Source organism: Colwellia sp. 12G3, from assembly GCF_002836775.1.
GTDB lineage: Bacteria > Pseudomonadota > Gammaproteobacteria > Enterobacterales > Alteromonadaceae > Colwellia.
On record NZ_PJAQ01000066.1, the window covers coordinates 164,138 to 181,326 of the forward strand.

General features: G+C 38.2%; 17 protein-coding genes. 10 read left to right on the forward strand and 7 right to left on the reverse strand.

Going from position 1 to position 17,189, the window contains the following annotated elements; all coding sequences use genetic code 11:
- Nucleotides 1-290: 290 nt before the first annotated feature.
- The 4 genes from CXF71_RS15080 to argR all read left to right on the forward strand — a co-directional run bounded on the left by CXF71_RS15080 (nucleotide 291) and on the right by argR (nucleotide 5,618).
- Nucleotides 291-1,655 carry a hypothetical protein gene (locus tag CXF71_RS15080; protein ID WP_101233773.1) on the forward strand — a complete coding sequence of 455 codons (1,365 nt, stop codon included), beginning with the start codon at nucleotides 291-293 and terminating at the stop codon, nucleotides 1,653-1,655.
- Between the two features lie 52 nt (nucleotides 1,656-1,707).
- Nucleotides 1,708-2,847, forward strand: coding sequence for an imelysin family protein (locus CXF71_RS15085; RefSeq protein WP_101233774.1), 1,140 nt, complete (start codon nucleotides 1,708-1,710; stop codon nucleotides 2,845-2,847).
- Between the two features lie 349 nt (nucleotides 2,848-3,196).
- Entirely contained in the window at nucleotides 3,197-4,819 is a 1,623-nt protein-coding gene (locus tag CXF71_RS15090) for a di-heme oxidoredictase family protein (RefSeq protein WP_101233775.1), read from the forward strand.
- A 322-nt stretch (nucleotides 4,820-5,141) separates the two neighbouring features.
- Entirely contained in the window at nucleotides 5,142-5,618 is a 477-nt protein-coding gene (gene argR / locus CXF71_RS15095; RefSeq protein WP_101233776.1) for a transcriptional regulator ArgR, read from the forward strand.
- Between the two features lie 585 nt (nucleotides 5,619-6,203).
- On the opposite strand, the gene CXF71_RS15100 is transcribed toward argR, so the two are convergent.
- Nucleotides 6,204-7,457, reverse strand: a complete 1,254-nt coding sequence (locus tag CXF71_RS15100; RefSeq protein WP_101233777.1) for an outer membrane protein transport protein — start codon at nucleotides 7,455-7,457, stop codon at nucleotides 6,204-6,206.
- Nucleotides 7,458-7,698: 241 nt separating this feature from the next.
- On the opposite strand from CXF71_RS15100, the gene CXF71_RS15105 reads away from it, so the two are divergent.
- The 5 genes from CXF71_RS15105 (at nucleotide 7,699) to CXF71_RS15125 (ending at nucleotide 10,982) form a co-directional block, all read left to right on the forward strand.
- The gene (locus CXF71_RS15105) at nucleotides 7,699-8,139 is read left to right on the forward strand and encodes a hemerythrin domain-containing protein (RefSeq protein WP_101233778.1); all 441 of its coding nucleotides are present in this window, start codon (nucleotides 7,699-7,701) and stop codon (nucleotides 8,137-8,139) included.
- A 6-nt stretch (nucleotides 8,140-8,145) separates the two neighbouring features.
- Nucleotides 8,146-8,418 carry a DUF2249 domain-containing protein gene (locus tag CXF71_RS15110; protein WP_101233779.1) on the forward strand — a complete coding sequence of 91 codons (273 nt, stop codon included), beginning with the start codon at nucleotides 8,146-8,148 and terminating at the stop codon, nucleotides 8,416-8,418.
- Nucleotides 8,419-8,427: 9 nt separating this feature from the next.
- Entirely contained in the window at nucleotides 8,428-9,732 is a 1,305-nt protein-coding gene (locus CXF71_RS15115) for a hypothetical protein (RefSeq protein ID WP_101233780.1), read from the forward strand.
- Nucleotides 9,733-9,782: 50 nt separating this feature from the next.
- Nucleotides 9,783-10,445 carry a fumarylacetoacetate hydrolase family protein gene (locus tag CXF71_RS15120; RefSeq protein WP_101233781.1) on the forward strand — a complete coding sequence of 221 codons (663 nt, stop codon included), beginning with the start codon at nucleotides 9,783-9,785 and terminating at the stop codon, nucleotides 10,443-10,445.
- Between the two features lie 138 nt (nucleotides 10,446-10,583).
- A complete protein-coding gene (locus tag CXF71_RS15125) occupies nucleotides 10,584-10,982 on the forward strand; it encodes a YacL family protein (protein WP_101233782.1) in 399 nt (132 codons plus the stop codon).
- Nucleotides 10,983-11,089: 107 nt separating this feature from the next.
- Here the strand turns inward: CXF71_RS15125 and CXF71_RS15130 are convergent, their stop codons facing one another.
- From CXF71_RS15130 to CXF71_RS15155, 6 genes are all read right to left on the reverse strand, one after another.
- Nucleotides 11,090-11,929: an HDOD domain-containing protein gene (locus tag CXF71_RS15130; protein ID WP_101233783.1), complete on the reverse strand. Its 840-nt coding sequence runs from the start codon at nucleotides 11,927-11,929 to the stop codon at nucleotides 11,090-11,092.
- A 272-nt stretch (nucleotides 11,930-12,201) separates the two neighbouring features.
- Nucleotides 12,202-13,482 carry an AmpG family muropeptide MFS transporter gene (locus CXF71_RS15135; protein WP_101233784.1) on the reverse strand — a complete coding sequence of 427 codons (1,281 nt, stop codon included), beginning with the start codon at nucleotides 13,480-13,482 and terminating at the stop codon, nucleotides 12,202-12,204.
- Nucleotides 13,483-13,608: 126 nt separating this feature from the next.
- Nucleotides 13,609-13,938, reverse strand: coding sequence for a hypothetical protein (locus CXF71_RS15140; RefSeq protein ID WP_101233785.1), 330 nt, complete (start codon nucleotides 13,936-13,938; stop codon nucleotides 13,609-13,611).
- A gap of 239 nt (nucleotides 13,939-14,177) precedes the next feature.
- Nucleotides 14,178-14,756, reverse strand: a complete 579-nt coding sequence (locus CXF71_RS15145) for a peptidylprolyl isomerase (protein ID WP_442871941.1) — start codon at nucleotides 14,754-14,756, stop codon at nucleotides 14,178-14,180.
- A 90-nt stretch (nucleotides 14,757-14,846) separates the two neighbouring features.
- On the reverse strand, nucleotides 14,847-15,416 hold the full coding sequence (locus CXF71_RS15150; protein ID WP_101234211.1) for a YajG family lipoprotein: 570 nt from the start codon (nucleotides 15,414-15,416) through the stop codon (nucleotides 14,847-14,849).
- A gap of 25 nt (nucleotides 15,417-15,441) precedes the next feature.
- Nucleotides 15,442-16,620: a methyltransferase gene (locus CXF71_RS15155; RefSeq protein ID WP_101233787.1), complete on the reverse strand. Its 1,179-nt coding sequence runs from the start codon at nucleotides 16,618-16,620 to the stop codon at nucleotides 15,442-15,444.
- A 150-nt stretch (nucleotides 16,621-16,770) separates the two neighbouring features.
- Between CXF71_RS15155 and CXF71_RS15160 the strand changes: the two genes are divergently transcribed.
- Nucleotides 16,771-17,085 (forward strand): BolA family protein, encoded by a 315-nt coding sequence (locus CXF71_RS15160; RefSeq protein WP_101233788.1) that lies wholly within the window; start codon nucleotides 16,771-16,773, stop codon nucleotides 17,083-17,085.
- Nucleotides 17,086-17,189: the final 104 nt, after the last annotated feature.

Here is a 17,189-nt window from a genome sequence, read left to right on the forward strand (position 1 = left end):
AATGTCGACAGGAGAGTGTGCGCTAGCGACAAGTCTTAGTCAAAAAAAACAATGAAAATTATGAATGTTAATTGTAAAGATAGCTTTAAAAAGTCCCCGCTAATAATCACCATTATCATCTAATAATGTCTCCAAGATTAAAGTCAATTGGCAAGCGAGGTAAATCCATACCAAAATTAAGCTAGTACATAGTAATTGCAAATAAAAACAATTCTCACTTGTAATTGTAACTGAGTGTTATTATCATTCATATAAATAATATTGATTCTCGTTTCTATTTGAGTGATTTCATGAATAATATCGTAAAATTTATAGCAGTAAATGTCCTTCTTTTCGTTCATCATCAAAGCGTTGCTGCGAGCGATGTGGAGTTAGAGGCAGAAATATTAAAGCAGAAAGATCAACTTCAGCTGATTGAAAAACAATTAGCTGAATTAAAAACAACCCTAATTACAGCTGAAGAGCAGCGACAAGGTGACAAATTAAGCAGTCATGCTAAAGCTAAAAATTGGCAGATTAACTCTTACGGTAGCGTACTTTATAAGAATGAAGAGGTTTACCGTAATATCCAAGACACAAATCCTGAGCGAAAAGCGACCACTGATTTGGAGCGAGTCGTTTTAGAGTTTGTTTACGATTTTGATGCTAAATGGCAAGTAGAAATAGAACTTGAATATGAACATGGTGGTGTGGGTTCAACGCTGGAATATGATGGTTTTGAAGAGTTTGGAGAATTTGAGACAGAAATTGAAGCGGGTGGCGAGGTTATTGTTGAAAAGCTACAAGCAAAATATAAAGCGAATGATTATTTCACCGTTAAAATGGGCCATATCTTTGTTCCTGTTGGTTTAGGTACTGATTTACATAAACCAGGTCAGTATTTTTCTACGGAACGTTATTGGAGTGAAGCGACGCTTATTCCACAAGTGTGGCACGAAACAGGTATTAACCTTATTAGTTCTTGGCAAGGTTTTACCGCACAAACACTGATAACTACAGGCCTTAATTCAGAATATTTTCGAACTTATCAATGGGTCGCTACGGGACATCAAAAAAGATTTGAGCAAGTTAATGCTGACGATTTAGCACTAACGTTACGTTTAGATTACGGCGATATCAAAGCGGGTAAAGGGTTTGGTGTTAGTTTTTATACCGGCAATACCTCAGGAAACCGTAATAATAGTACTAAAGTTGTCGGTGATGGAAATCTCACAATTTTCGGACTTCATGGCGCTTATAGTTATGAAAACTGGCAAGTCAGGGGGCAATACCTCTTTGGTACTTTAGATGATAGTGAAGCGATCACTAATGCCAATAAAACCACACCAGGCCTTAAACCAGGCAATTTCGCCCAGCTGGGCAGTGAAGCTGAATCATCATTTGTTGAGTTAGCCTATAACAGCCAAGCGCTTTTAAATTTAAAAAATCCTCTGTATTTATATACAACTTATGAATATGCCAATCCAATTAAAAAAGTCGATCAGGGCAATGCAACCGATCGTTTTAATAAAGAATCTGTTGCTTTTGGTATTAATTATTTTCCTATCAAAAATATCGTCCTAAAAGCACAAGTAGCACAACAAATGTATGCACAAAGTAATTTAAATAACAGCAGTAGCTTTAGCTTATCTATGGGTTATTTCTTCTCAATATAAAAAGTTTAGCAACAATTAATCAATAAAATATTTAAACAAGGAACGCTTTAAAATGTTAACAAAATCACTTCTGGCTTTAGCCATCTCTAGCTTATTTCTTACTGGCTGTGGTAGTAGTTCATCAGATACTTCTGCGGTTATCGAACCGACAGGTTTTACTTTTTCGGCAACTGAAATGATCACCAATTTAACTAATGATGTGATTGTAACGGGTTATAAAAACCTTAATGATGAGGCGGCAATCTTCTTCTTAGCCACTCAGAACTTAGTCAATACGCCTACTGAAGAAAACTTAGTCTTAGCTCAGCAAGCTTGGAAAGATGTTCGTGTCCATTGGGAGCAAGGAGAGTCTCATATATTCGGTCCCGTTGATGCACTTTCTATTGACCCTCATTTAGATACTTGGCCATTAAATACCAGTGACTTACAAGCATTATTAGACTCTCAATCAGGCTTTAACGCTACAGAGTTAAAAGCCTTTAATGACGATGTACAGGGTTTCCATACCATGGAATTTTTATTGTTTGGTAATGGTGTTGCCGACAATGAAAAAGCTATTGATGAAATGACCGTTTTAGAGCGTGAATACTTATCTGCGGCTGCAGAAGTATTTAAAACGCATACGCAAACTCTGTTTGATGCATGGACTGTTGCTAATGATGCAAACGATGCCAATTCCCCAGCCTATAAAGACTTATTACTGACTGCAGATAATGCGGTTTACGCTTCTCAGTTAGGTGTAGTAGAAGAATTAATTAACGGCATGATTGGTATAGTGGATGAAGTAGGTAATGGTAAAATTGCAGAACCTTTTGGCAGCAGTATCGATAACATCGATACGACAAAAGTAGAGTCTCAATATAGCTGGAACTCTCTCGCTGATTTTACGGACAATATTCAAGGTGTTCAAAATGTTTATCGTGGCGAGTTCCTAGGGCAAGCAGATAAAGCAGGGATTATTGATTTTGTTAGCGCTGCTGATGCAACTATCGCAACGCGCGTAGACACTGAAATAGTTGATGCTATTGCTGCCATTAAAGCCATTGCAGGTGACAATAATCTACCTTTTAGGCAAGCGATTAATAATGCTGATGCTCGCGTGAGAATTCAAGCGGCAATTGATGCGTTATCAACATTACAAGCCTCATTAAATAATGATGTTTTAACGCTGTTGAAAAATTGGCAGCAGTAGTTTTTAGCTAGCGAATAGGAGTGTTTTTCAAGGATGAATGTAGTGCAAGGATGCACACCTATTTATATACCCATCACACCTCAATATGCAGACTTCAGCAAGTCGAGAAAGGGTTAGGTACAAGGAATTGATTGAAGGAAATAGTTACTCTATTACCTAAATCAATAACGCCGTAAATGACCCTTTATTGCATTGCCCGTAGGGAGTTAAGCTAGATCATCAGTTCAGCGTTGCGATACTTGATAAGGGAACAACCATTATCTGCGTAACGCGCCTTGAACTGACTTCCTAGCTTAGTTCTGAAACTGAACCTTGGGGTATGATGGGTAATGTCCTGGAAGTATTCTCAATGAAAAAATTAAGCAGAGCAAAGTGGTCAAGCTTGACCAACCCTTGTATCAGATTAGTTATCGCGAGTTCGATAATTATTTCTGGTTGTAACTCAAGCAGTTCAGATAAAAAAGAAGAAGTATCTCAAGTTGCTTATACCCACGTAAGTCAATTAGGTGGTGATGCCACTGCGATCAGCGCGAGCGATTCGGGCCATGGTTTTTCAACACCTATGCCTAATCTTACTAATGAGCAGTTAGACAAACATTTAGCTGGTGATGCGCATTTTGAAACAGCATTTACTACGGCACCAAATAATGAACATCCAGAACTCGATGGTTTAGGGCCTGTTTTTAATAACCAAGATTGTAATTCTTGTCATCAACGTGATGGCAGGTCTTCAACAATTACCTTGGCACAAGATCAAGAACGTATCTTATTGGGGTCAGAAGCCGGAATTTTCTTACGCATGAGTATTGATGACGGCGAATGCTCTTATCCAACAGTAGAGAACAATTACTGTAAAAATGCTGGCGTTGATGGTTTTGGCACGCAGTTATTTCATCGTGGGGTATTAAAAGCCAGAGCAGATTGGCAAGAAAAGCCTTTCATTGGTCAAGCGGATGTTTATCTGGCTTATCAGTATTCAACGGTGGAATATGCCGATGGCAGTTCAGTGAAACTTAAAAAACCGATATTTTCGATTGAACAACCTTATGATGTTAGTGCTGAAAACCGTTTAGATAGCGCTATTTTACAAGCAGATGTTCGATATAGTCCGAGAAACGGTATGCCAGTTTTCGGTTTAGGTTTACTTGAACTTATCAGTGACGCGGATATTTTGGCTAATATGGATGAAAAGGATTCAAATAATGATGGTATCTCAGGGCGTCCTAATTGGGTATTTGATCCGGTAAAGGCACAAAGTAATGATGCTATTCCGGTATCTTTAGGTCGCTTTGGTTGGAAAGCCAGTACACCAAGTGTACGTGTGCAATCTCTTGGTGCTTTACGCGGTGATATGGGGGTGACTAATCCATTATTTCCTGATGAAAGTATTGCGAATACGCCATTGCATGAAAGTTACTTAACACGAACAAATTTTGTTGATACCGGTGTTGATGAACAAGGCAATACTGAAGCGTCACAGGAATTTTCAGATGAGGTAGTGTTTTATGCTGAAACGTTAGCCGTGCCAGCAAGACGAAACGTTGACAATGAATCTGTGATTGCCGGAGCTCAATTTTTTGATCAAGTCAATTGTACTGGCTGTCATCAACCTGACTTTACCACCGCAACGGGGGAGCTATTAGTGGGTGGTTTACCTGCGCCTGAAGGCCTGAAAGGTCAGCACATATATCCATTTACGGATATGTTATTACATGACTTAGGAGAAGGGTTAGCTGATAACCGTCGTGATTTCACTGCTACCGGAGTTGAATGGAAAACTAGGCCTTTATGGGGCATAGGGCTAACTAAAACGGTGAACCCTGCAGCAGGATTTTTACATGATGGCCGTGCAGCAACAGTTGAAGAAGCTATTTTATGGCACGGTGGCGAAGCGCATCAAAGTAAAGAAGACTTCATGGCTATGCCACCAGCAGATAGGCAAGCACTATTAGATTTTGTTATGTCACTGTAGTGGCTGTAAAAAATTACACTTATTGGCAATTAATCGGCCTTATAGCCCATTAATTGCCTTTAGCCATAAGCTTAAAGGTGTGACAGGAGTGCTGTTAATTACCGATAGCTTTATTTTACCGACAGGGCGGACACGTATTATTTAGGTTGAAAATTGACTAAAACGTTATCAAGTTAAGGCAGATTTAAATTATTTATGTTGGGATGATGATATGACGGTTGTTTTAGGTTAAAAATCACGTTAATTAATGAATAAATATTCACTAAGCCAGTATCAATAGTGTAGAATTAGTATATACCAATTACTTATATGAAGAAGCTAAATGACTAGCAGTCGTAAAGAGAAAGAATCCTTATTAGTTCATGCATTTAAAAAATTATTAAAAGAGCAATGTTATGGCTCTCAGGGGCAGTTAGCTGAAGCTCTTGCTGCACAGGGTTTCGAAGATATGTCACAAGCGAAAATCTCTCGCTTATTATCTAAACTCGGCGCCGTTAAAACGCGTAATACTAATAGTGAAATGATTTATATTTTGCCAGATGAGTTGGCAGTACCAAAATCTAAGCAATCAATCGAATCCGTAGTATTGAGTGTTAAGCATAATAATATGCAAATCATATTAAAAACAGGTATTGGCGCAGCGCCCTTAATTTCTCGTATGTTAGATAGTATGGGTGAGTCGGCCGGAATTTTAGGCACACTTGCTGGCGATGATACTATTTTCATTGCGCCAGTTAATGTTAATAGAATTGAAGAAATTACTATTTCAATTCGTAACTTGTTAGCGGTAAAAGAGTAGCCTTAAATCTTAACGGTAAGCATAACGCTTGCCGACTTAACCTTTGCTATTTTAAATTAATGGTTAAGTTAATACCTATTTCATTAAATGATTGCTCACTTGTGCGGGTTAAAATACGCCATATCAGCGTTACCCTCAATCCCAATAGTCAGCTATTGTTCAATCGAGCACCTTGACCTGATTTATTTTCCCTCTGCACAACACGTTCACAAACTTAATGAAACGGGTATAAAATCCTCGCTAAACTGAGCGAGGATTCTCTTCAATAAATTACTCCGTTATGCTTAGCCAACGAGTATTATACCAAGTTGATTAAGTTCTTTCCCACTCAGCGAGAATTAAAAGGCTTAGAGGCAAGGCATTGATTGAAGAGAATGGTTATTCCCTTTTCAAAATCAATAACGCAGCATGTAAACCTTTTAAACTCGCCCTCTGGGAGCTTTCTCGATGTTCATTAACATCGTTAAGTTTATTTGATTTAGAATGACTAAACCGAAACAAATTTGCCTTGTTATTGAACATCGAGCAGAGCTCTGAGTTGGGAAGAAATTTAATCAAATTGGTATTAATACATTTCTCTAACTATTAGAAAACATGGTTGTATTGTGCTGATACGATATAAGCATCGCCTTGTGATTCAAATGTCCACTGTTGGCCTAAATCATCAGCTTCAGTGAAGGTTTCAGTATGACCTTGAATAATACTAACGCCAAAATCTACGGATGATTGATTGTCAAAACTATAGTTTAAGCCACCACTTATCCAAAGTCGGTCACTATCAGGAATTGAGATAGAACGATGGTCTTCATCGGTTGGTGTTTGGTCGTAAGCAATACCGGTTCTCAACTTTATATTACTGCTTAGCTGGTAGGTTGCGCCAAAGGCATAACGCATAGAATCTGAAAAGTTTTCTTGCTTTGAAAATACAGGATCATCTCCATCGGTATAGGCGGATAGTTCATCGAAACTACTCCAACCAGTCCACATGGCCGAGTAATGCACGGCGAGTTTATCATTTAATTGATGCAGACCGGAAAACTCCATCATCGCGGGTAGGTTGATATCCATAGCTCCGGGGACAACTTCTCCATCTAAACCAAGTCCCGTAGGTAAATCATTACTATAATCACCTTCAAGTTCTAATTTTACTTCGCTACGGTAACTAAAGCCTAAACGATTGTTTTTATCAAAATCATACGATAAACCGATATTCCAACCGTAAGTGATATCATCACCAGCCAAATTTGCTGCCTCAGTTTGAGGCGGCAAAGGCATAGAACTATCACCAAAATTACGGACTAATGCAGCATCGGCAAAAATAACATTAAAACCACCCGCTATGGCAAAGTTATCATTCACTTTATAAGAAAGGCTGGAGTTAAAATTGACGGTTGTAATTGATGTTTCACCCGCTAATTGTCCTGCGGCATAATCATCATCAAACTCTGTCGCTAAACCAAAATTAGAGAAGGTGCCAAAACCTAGCGCAAACTTGTCATTAAGTGGTACAACGAGGTACATGGCCGGAATAATGGCACTTGGCGCAATACTGTTATCATTGAGTGCTACCGGGTCAATGCCCGTCGGTGCATCAATGCCCGTTAAGCTGACATCTGGCATAACATAAGTGCCAGTGACTGATAATTCTATTTGATCAAATTGCGCCATAAGGGCAGGGTTGCGCGCGACAACAGAAGCGTCATCTGCAATTGCAGCTTCACCAGCAAAGGCTCGCCCTAAACCCGCAGCACTGTGTTCAGCCAACTGAAAGGCTGCGCCAACACTGTAAAATGATGAGCAGGTTAACGATAGTGTTAATAAAGTTTTCTTGAATGTCATAAATTTGGACCATGTAGAATAATAGAAAGACTTCAGCCTACCTCAAAGGTTAGAGTCGAACTGTTATCAATGGTGAAAACTGGTAGCTAAATTGTGAACCTTGCTGTTGAGCGGCTACTTTTTATTCATCATTTGTCTTGGATAAATATTACTTTGTCGCGCTTTTATTAATGTAGGTCAAAACTCATGCTAAGAAGCTACTTTATTATAGCACTATTGATAATAGAGAATAGGAAGTGGTATGAGTTCAATCCCAGAGTACATGACAGCAAAGCATAGAGAATGTGATGAGTTTTTTTCTGAAGCCGAAGCCGCTGTTGTCGATAAAAACTGGCCATTAGCCTTAGCTAAATGGCAAGTATTTGCTCGTGAATTAACTGAGCACCTAGCGCAAGAAGAAGAGATTTTATTTCCTCAGTTCGAACAAGCTACTGGCATGACGGCAGGGCCAACACAAGTGATGCGTATGGAACACCAGCAAATGCGTGCTTTAGTACAATCATTAGATAATGCCCTTGCCGCGAATGAAAAAGATGAATATTTAGGTTTATCTGAAACTTTGATGGTAATGATGCAGCAGCATAATATGAAAGAAGAAATGATGCTTTACCCTATGATGGCGCAACACCTCAGCGATGGCGAGCAGCTTATCGAGGGTTTTAAAGCTAGCGCAGTAGTTTAAGCTGCTATGGAACTTGTGGTTGTTAATGTTAGTGAACTTGCTCCTCCCGAGCCAATGACAGTGATATTAACTGCCCTAGCCCGATTAAAATTAGGCTATTGTTTATTAGTTACTCATCGACGACAACCATTTCCTTTGTATGAAAAACTGGCTCAAGCGGGTTGGGCGTATCATTGTCAAGTTCATGATGATGACCATATTTCACTGTTTATCTACCGACAGGCTGAACAACTCTTGTTTGAGCAAGCTTTTGACGGTCAAATGTTTCAATCAAATTAAGGGCTTTCCATGTCTGGCTTGTCATTTAACGCATTACCTCCTATCGATTTACCTTTTCGTTTTTTCTTAACAGCGCCCCTTTTTATCATTGCATGTGCGTTGTTAGTTTTATTTTCTGGCGAGCCATTGTGGTTAAGTCGGTGGCAGCCGAATATGCTGGCGCTAACTCATGGCTTTACCTTAGGTTTTTTGACTATGGTCATGATGGGGGCATTATTACAATTATTGCCAGTCATAGGCGGGATCGGTATAGCCAAACCTAGACTCATCGCTACCACTAGCCACGTTTTATATTGTGCTGGTGTTATTACTTTGATGCTAAGTTTTGTTCTTGCTCATCACTGGTTAACATTGGCTGCATTAGTCTTGCTTAGTTTGGGATTTGGACTTTATCTCAGTGCTATTATAAGAGTGCTAATTAAAAAATTTAGCCAAGGTGATTCCATTAATGGCTTTCGGTTAGCGATAATATCCTTGGTTATATTACTGTTGTTAGGAGTCTTGTTGTTAGCCAATCGATTGGGTATCACGGTGCCATTTATGACACTTGATAAGCAGCTTACCGATATCCATGCGCTTATGGGGCTAGTTGGCTGGGCAGGTATGTTAATTATTGCGGTAAGCTTTCAAGTTATACCTATGTTTCATGTTGCTCCTAGTATGCCTAAATACATAAGGCATTATCTTGGCGTGAGCATTTTTATCTTGCTGATAGTTTATATTTTTTATGCCGAATTTGCCTTAGGAATGATTTTCATAAGCCATGCTGTCTTTGCCTTTACCTTGTTTTATGTGATCAATCAGCGCAAACGTAAAGTACCTGACACGAGTATTAAATACTGGCAATTGGCCGCGGCAACTTTACTGTTACTGAATCTATTATACTTTTTACCGAACAGCTTTTATGCGTCACAAGGCCTTCCTTTATTTCTTTCATTACCTGATAAAAGCATGTTATTAACATCGATTTTCATCTATTTTTATTTGCTGTCAATAGTCCAAGGTATGCTACTAAAAATATTACCGTTTTTGAGTTACACTCACTTACAGCAGCGCTGTTTGATAGACTTTTCAGCGATGCAGTTTATCCCTCACATGCATCAATTCTTAAATAAAAAACACGGCTTAGCATTGTACTACCTTCATATTCTTACTGGTTTATCGCTGGTGGCGGTATTATTTGACCCGAGCTTATATCGTATTTTTGCCTTATTACTGTTGACTGAATTTTGTTGGTTATTGCTTTTAATGGTGCGGTGTATGCGCTTATATTTTGCAGTTAGTCAGAAAATCAACTTGTCCAATAACCCGTAACTGATTATTATGCTCGCTAATACATCCTTATAAGTTTTAAAGGTCTTGTTATGAACACTATTATCCTTAAGACAGATGAAAATTCAGCACACACATCACAAGAAGTGACACCTTCAAAAATTGTATGTATTGGCCGTAACTATGTTGATCATATTAAAGAGCTTGCTAATGAAATACCTGATGAAATGGTGGTGTTTATCAAGCCCAATTCAGCGATTAGTTCAACATTATTGGCGAAGCATAATGATGATGTCTTGCATTATGAAGCCGAGCTAAGTTTTTTGTATCAAGGCGGAAAGTTTACTGCGGTAGCGCTTGGTCTCGATTTAACTAAACGCGAAGTGCAAGGGACATTAAAAGCGAAAGGTCTTCCTTGGGAGCGAGCAAAGGCTTTTGATAAATCAGCTGTTTTTAGTGATTTCATTAGTATTGAACAAGAGAATATTCAGCAATTGAATTTATCACTTATGATTAATAATGAGCTAAAACAGCTGGGCGGCGTTAACTTAATGATGGCGAAGCCTGATGATATTTTAACGGAATTACAAACATTTCTGAGCCTTGAAGATGGCGATATTGTTATGACAGGCACTCCTAAAGGTGTTGGTGTTATTACTCCCTCAGATAACTTTGTTGGTCAGGTTTTTTTAAGTGAAATAAATAACCAAACGGCTAACCTTGTCTTGCTAAACTGCCAGTGGCCAGCACTGTAATATCAATCGAACCAATAAAGTAATTCGCTTGGTATCTAACCTGAAAAAATTTACAATTTTAAGCTAAAGCTAAATGAAAACGGCAAAGCTTTGCTACACTTAGTGTAGGCCCTTTATACCCCATTGATAGGAAAGGCTATGGAATATGAATTTGTACACGATGCCATCACAGGCGAAGCCAGAGCGCTCTTTTCGTTAGAGCATGAGGTCATAGGTCCATGGATGGAAGTGGAAGTAGGACATGATGTAAATAAGCTTACTAAGCTATTAACCGCAATAGATAATATTGAAAAAGGACAGTCTCAAGAAGTGCTCATCACAGGTAGCGAATATTCGATTACGTTAAGTCGTGAAGATGTCTCTATTCAAACGAATGTGAGTATGAATGGTTCATTAAATGGCAGTGGCGAAGGTTTACCTGAGATGTTAACGGATGAGCATATTCACTTAGATCAAAATGAAATGGCGGGTTGTGGTTTGGATGATTTTAGAGCATTGCTACTCTCTTGGGGCCAGTTTACTAACGGGTTACGATAACCGACTAGTAAACATAAATAAAGGTGCACTGGTAGCACCTTTAATTATTAATTGTATTTCAATATCCGTTACTTACTTGTTTCTATTTTTTTAACAGGTAGCTAAGGTTATTTACTCTCAGTAAACTCTGAAACCAGTGCCTGTAAAGTCTTCTCATCAATAGCTAACAGTTTACACACATTCTCTTGTACATATGGCCAGTCTGCGGTGGCGCAGTCGGAATTTTTTATTGATACGAGCTGCTCACTCAATTTAAGTACGGCAAATAAATCTTGTTCTTGTGAGCCATTAAGCTCGCGAAGAAAGTTTCTGTCATGATGCTGTAATATAATTTGGCAAACGTCTTTGGGTAAACGCCATGAACTGGCAACGTAATAGCCTATAGTTGCATGGTTCACGCCATAATGCTGTTCTTCTACCTCAGTAAGAGATAGCTCTGTTTTGGTTAATGAATCATCTAGCAACTGTTGATAATCGTCATGTTTCATTGCTATTACTGGGACACCACACGCATGAAATAAGCCTAAACTAAAAAACTTATCATTTGCTATTTGAGGCCTATACCTTTGACCAATCAACATGGCCGCACTGGCAATATCAGAGGTAAATTGCCAAAAATCTTCTAAATCAATACTACAGCTTTTGGGATCAAAACTCTTTTTAAGTAAGCTGCCGGTAACCAACATGACTACACCAAAAATACCGATATAATTCACAGACATTTTAATATCTGTGACAGTCCGACCTAAGCCGTATAAAGGGGAGTTAATGGTTTTTAAAATAGCAGCACTAACGGCAATGTCTTTACTAATGGCACGACTAATCGCGTTAATGTCTGGGGTAGTCTCTGCCATGAGCTTGAGTAATTCGAACAACAATTTAGGTTGGGCGGGCACTGAAAAACCACGGCTAATATCATCTAAAACACTTTGGTCAACAATTAACATAAGACTAATAAACGCTATGAAAACATAGTTTAAGTGTATGTCATAAAAAGTGTTGTTGCTTTGTTTCTTATCAAGATAAAGGGATGTGACTATTTATGAATGGGTTATGTAAATCATCATCACAAAAAAGCCTATAAGGATGGAGTTGAAGGCTAAAATATAGGTAAAACCTTTGATGCCTTGCTTAAGACTATAATTATGTGCGCTAAGATACCACGTCCAAATTGCACACATAATAATGGGTATTAAAAAGAAAAATTTTATCATAATAGTTAGTTTGCACTCGAGTTAAGGGATGTCTCATTCCAAGGAGCAACTTTAAGTAGCATTAACATGCCAGGGATAGCTAAAGCTGTACAAAGAAAATAAAAATTAGTCCAACCAATCTGTTCAACAATAATACCTGTGGTCGCGTTAGCAAAAGTGCGTGGCACTACCGCCAAGGCAGTAAATAGAGCAATTTGTGTTGCTGCAAAGGCAGGATTGGTCGTTTTAGCAATAAAAGCGGTGAAAGCTGCAGTGCCTAAACCCACGCCTAAATACTCAAATCCCATGGCCATGGCTAAAGCATAGGTGTTATGTCCTATTTCAGCGAGGGCTGCAAAGCCTAAAATACTTAATATTTGTACAAAACCAAATAACCATAGCGCTCGGTTAATGCTCAGTTTAATCATTACTAAGCCACCAACAATAATACCAATAGTCATCGCAATCAATGATGAGGTTTTGGCAACGACACCAATTTCAGTTTTGCTAAAGCCCATATCTATAAAGAATGGAGTTTGCAAGGCTGTTGCCATATTGTCCCCTAATTTATAAAGCACAAGAAACAATAGCGTATAGCCTGCTGATTTGAGCCCCTTGCTTTGAATGAAATCTTTGAACGGCAGTACAATTGCTTCTTGCAAGCTTTTAGGTGCAAAATGCTCGGAATCTAGCTCCTTAATGAACAGTGTTAATAATACGCCTAATAACATGAAGGCCGCGACGATAATGAATACCGATTGCCAGCTCATGTGATCGGCTAAAATAAAAGCGAGTGAACCCGGTACTAAACCAGAAAGTCGATAAGCTTGTACATGAATTGAATTGCCTAAGCCTAGTTCGTTATCAGGTAACAGCTCTCGTCGATAGGCATCAAGCACTATATCTTGGCTTGCACTAAAAAAAGCCACTGCCGCGGCTAAATAAGCAACAGACCATATATCCATAATAGGATTAACAAAGCCAAAGCCTGCAATAGAACCTAAGAGTAATATTTGCGTTGCTAACATCCAGCTGCGTCGCCTGCCAAGTAAGCCAAGAGAGTAACGGTCCATGAGTGGTGACCAGAGAAATTTCCAAACATAAGGGATGCCAATGAGTGAAAATAGTCCAATTTCAGTTAGACTTACACCTTCATCACGCAACCAACCTGGTACCAATTGATATAAAACAAATAGCGGCAAACCTGAGCTAAAGCCGGTAAAAATACAAATAAGCATGCGCTTATTTAAAATAGCCTCTTTAAATGTGCTTTTTTTTACTGGAGTCGTGGTGGATATTTGCGTCATTAGCTAATAACTTAACATTATATTTTTTATTACTTCTAAGTTTATCAGAGGCTTGCTATTTTCAGAAGAGGCTTGAGATATTTGAGTGATAATTTAATAGCTAATAGACTTCGTTCATTGGTTTAATTAAGCGATTGGACGCCAACCTATACAATCAATAGGGTAGCTACCGGTACCGTTAAAAAAGTCCAAACAAGTATTCATTTCACTTTTAAAAAACAGATCTTGGTTTAGTGCTTGGGCGCCATGTAGGCTAACTTCATGTATCAAATGCCAGAATACACGTTCTTTAGCGCTGTGTGGCGTTTCATCAATAACCCTTAATAATGTCCATTCAGACATGGTATCTAAAATAAAACTGTCCAGCTCAGTATAGTGAATTTTTTGCTCAATGACTGCGCTAACATAGGCATTCATTTGCAATATTTTATGATCGATAAACTGCTCAATTATCATGAAGTCCCCTTAAAATACGTGTACCATTTGGTACAGAAGATGACGTGGTTTAGCACAACGTTATAATTATCACCGAAAAGTATTAGTTATTTTATTATTGATTTAGCGTTTTATTATTAGTTATTATAATTTTTATTAGCCACTTATTTATCGGTGATAATTGGCTTTTTGTCAAAGAAAAGTCCCTTTTTATTTGTTACTTTTTTGTAAGGCTGTATTAAGTGGGACTATTGATAAGGCTAATCTTCAGCGGGCAATAATATCGCTTTAATTAACGTGACTGGTTTTAACGGAACATCATTCCAAGCCATTGCTTCATTGTAATCGGTTGGTACTTTAGCGATAGCTTGCAACACCTCTTCACCTTCAACGATAGCGCCAAAAACAGCATAGCCCCACGTCCTTCCAGGGTCTAAAGTAGTATTGTCTGATAGATTAAAAAAGAATTGGCGGTTGGCGGTATGTGGCCTGTTTTCTTTAGCCATAGCAATGGTACCAATTTCATTTTTAAGGCCATTTCCAGATTCATTGATAATATTTTTACCTAAATCTTTCGCTGTAAATTTAGCATCGTAACCACCACCTTGCACAATAAAATTATCAATAATACGATGGAATATAGTGTTGTTGTACTCACCCTTGACTACATACTCTAAGAAATTATCCACAGTAACAGGAGCTTTAACTCTATCGAGTTCAACTACGATTACCCCCATGGAGGTTATCAATTTTACTTTAGGGTATATATTCGTAGGATCAACGGCATAGCTAAAATAGCTAGTGATTAGTAAAGCGCTTGCAATAATAGATTGGAAAATATGGTTCATAATAACCTACGGTTTAGTGGGATAGCATGAGTAATACCAAAGGGGAAAATAGATTAGTCCTCTTGGTATTACATGGCTACATTATAAAAAAGTTTTAATATCTTTACTGGTTAATATTTGCTTTATCAAGGTACTTAAATGTTGATTAAACTCACGTTCTAATACCGCTATGTCAGCATTGAGGGCACCTTCACTGTGCGCTCTATTTTTAAAGCTGCTAGTGAGTGTCTGTTTGGTATTATCAATAGATACTTTAATGATGATTTCACTTTGAGTGCTGTAACTGACACTTTCTTGATCAACACTAATGACTGCTTTTTCTATGGTAACAGTAACTTTATTATTTGCTGAGTCTGATAACGATAAGCCTTGCTGTTGCCATTGTTTCGCTAATAGACCTTGAATAATATCTTCAAGGCGTTGCTCAGATGAAAGTATGACTGCCGCTTCATCCTTTTCAAGTATTTGGATGATATGCGTGCTGGTACGCATATCAATAACATTCAGTTGTGCTTCTTTACCCGATAACTGATTTGATGGCGATAGGCTAACTTGTGGCGAAACAATTAAATGTGTAGGTGCTGCGCTACAGCCGACAATGCTTGCCAGCAATAAAGTTAAGGTTATCGACTTAAAGGTCTTTAAATTCATGGTTTTCTCTATTTTCTCTATTTTATTAGCGTTTAATTGCTGATTGGGTAACAAATTTATCATTACTAGCGATTAAGGTTTCATTACCAAACAGGCGTTGTAACTTAATATGATAAGCTAACTTCTGATTACCAATAATACGTAATTCGCCGCCTTTCTTTAATACGCGATGACTGTCTTTAAACATCTGCCAAGCGATGTGATCGGTTGTCGCGGTATTTTGATGAAAAGGTGGATTACATAAAATTAAATCAACACTTCCGCCTTCTATATCGGTCAAAGAATCGTTAAGGGTAAACTCACATTGTTCAATCGCTTCAGGCAGGTTTGTCATTATATTGTGCTTAGCTGAGGCCATTGCCATGCTAGATTCATCAATGAACTGAACGTGTGCTTCAGGTTGATTGGCTAAAACAGTAAGGCCGATAACACCATTGCCGCAACCCAAATCTATTACTTTGGCATGAGCGTCAACTTTTGGTAAATTCTCAATAAAGTATCGAGCACCAATATCTAACTTTTCTCGCGCATAAACATTAGCATGATTACTAATGATCATCTCGCGAGATGGTGAGTCATTGGTAGATGTATGCACTAAAGGCCACACTGTTGGGAAAGGCGATTGATGAACTTGTTTGTTATCAAACTGACAAAAAACTAAACGTGCTTTTTTAACTGCCAAAGATGTTTTAGTGGTGCCCAAATGCTTTTCAAAAACTTTTAAGGTAGAACTATGGATTTCTTTAGCACGATCTGCGGCGATAAAAATACACTGTTCACTCACTGACTTTTTGATTTGAATAAGCTGTTCTATCAGTAGTGATTTACTTTTAGGGATTTTATATAAAATGACAGCAATATCGTTAGGTAAGCTATCCAGAGAATCTAGCAGTGTAATATTACTATCATCTAAGTTATTTTGCTCAATGTTATAGCAGGTACCTTGGCTACTGATATAGGAGTCATTAATAGAAATAACACTGGGGTTTTCACTAGCCGATTGGCAAAAATTTGTAGCCAGCGTACCAAAAGCATCATTAAAAAGTGCCACTTTTGTTTGCGCGTTAATTAAACCTTGTTCATTAACATAGTTTATTAGGTACTCATCGGCTGAATCCCATGCTTGTAAACTACGGTTGACTTGTGAAATAGGAAAGCGGCTTAAGAATAAGTTCTTATCATTAACAATAAAAGGGCTGATCATAAAAGTTGGCTAAAGGTCTGTGAAAATTTGGCAGCTATTGTGCCATAATTCACAACATATTGTTGGTCTATCCACTTAAATCAGCTAAAATATTTGTCACTTTTAGTACCTACGACTTCGGTACTTATTTTTATACTTATCGAGAGAATAATGACTGTTGCCTCTGTTATTGAACAAAAATTGCTTGCTGCTTTTCAGCCATCACATTTAGACGTGATTAATGAAAGTAACAACCATAATGTACCACCGGGCAGTGAGTCACACTTCAAAGTGATTATTGTTGCTAAAGCGTTTGAAAATGAACGCTTAATTAAACGTCATCGCCTAGTAAACGCAGTACTTGCAGAAGAACTTGCTGATAAAATTCATGCGCTGGCATTACACACCTATACAGAATCACAATGGCAAGAGCAGTATGCTGACAATACGCCAAGCTCACCAAATTGTTTAGGTGGCGGAAAATAAAAAATAATTACATTATCCTCTGGTCGTACCTCTTTATGCTTGAGGCAGGGTACAATGTCATCAAATTATTGAAAGTATCTTTCAAACCTTAGCAGTGTTTTACA

Bases quoted from the DNA above. Each gene is read 5' to 3' on its own strand.
- CXF71_RS15085 (WP_101233774.1), top strand. From the start codon at position 1,708: ATGTTAACAAAATCACTTCTGGCTTTAGCCATCTCTAGCTTATTTCTT.
- CXF71_RS15080 (WP_101233773.1), top strand. From the start codon at position 291: ATGAATAATATCGTAAAATTTATAGCAGTAAATGTCCTTCTTTTCGTT.
- CXF71_RS15130 (WP_101233783.1), bottom strand. From the start codon at position 11,929: ATGTTAATTGTTGACCAAAGTGTTTTAGATGATATTAGCCGTGGTTTT.
- CXF71_RS15125 (WP_101233782.1), top strand. From the start codon at position 10,584: ATGGAATATGAATTTGTACACGATGCCATCACAGGCGAAGCCAGAGCG.
- CXF71_RS15090 (WP_101233775.1), top strand. From the start codon at position 3,197: ATGAAAAAATTAAGCAGAGCAAAGTGGTCAAGCTTGACCAACCCTTGT.
- argR (WP_101233776.1), top strand. From the start codon at position 5,142: ATGACTAGCAGTCGTAAAGAGAAAGAATCCTTATTAGTTCATGCATTT.
- CXF71_RS15160 (WP_101233788.1), top strand. From the start codon at position 16,771: ATGACTGTTGCCTCTGTTATTGAACAAAAATTGCTTGCTGCTTTTCAG.
- CXF71_RS15155 (WP_101233787.1), bottom strand. From the start codon at position 16,620: ATGATCAGCCCTTTTATTGTTAATGATAAGAACTTATTCTTAAGCCGC.
- CXF71_RS15105 (WP_101233778.1), top strand. From the start codon at position 7,699: ATGAGTTCAATCCCAGAGTACATGACAGCAAAGCATAGAGAATGTGAT.
- CXF71_RS15135 (WP_101233784.1), bottom strand. From the start codon at position 13,482: ATGACGCAAATATCCACCACGACTCCAGTAAAAAAAAGCACATTTAAA.
- CXF71_RS15140 (WP_101233785.1), bottom strand. From the start codon at position 13,938: ATGATAATTGAGCAGTTTATCGATCATAAAATATTGCAAATGAATGCC.
- CXF71_RS15110 (WP_101233779.1), top strand. From the start codon at position 8,146: ATGGAACTTGTGGTTGTTAATGTTAGTGAACTTGCTCCTCCCGAGCCA.
- CXF71_RS15100 (WP_101233777.1), bottom strand. From the start codon at position 7,457: ATGACATTCAAGAAAACTTTATTAACACTATCGTTAACCTGCTCATCA.
- CXF71_RS15115 (WP_101233780.1), top strand. From the start codon at position 8,428: ATGTCTGGCTTGTCATTTAACGCATTACCTCCTATCGATTTACCTTTT.
- CXF71_RS15120 (WP_101233781.1), top strand. From the start codon at position 9,783: ATGAACACTATTATCCTTAAGACAGATGAAAATTCAGCACACACATCA.
- CXF71_RS15150 (WP_101234211.1), bottom strand. From the start codon at position 15,416: ATGAATTTAAAGACCTTTAAGTCGATAACCTTAACTTTATTGCTGGCA.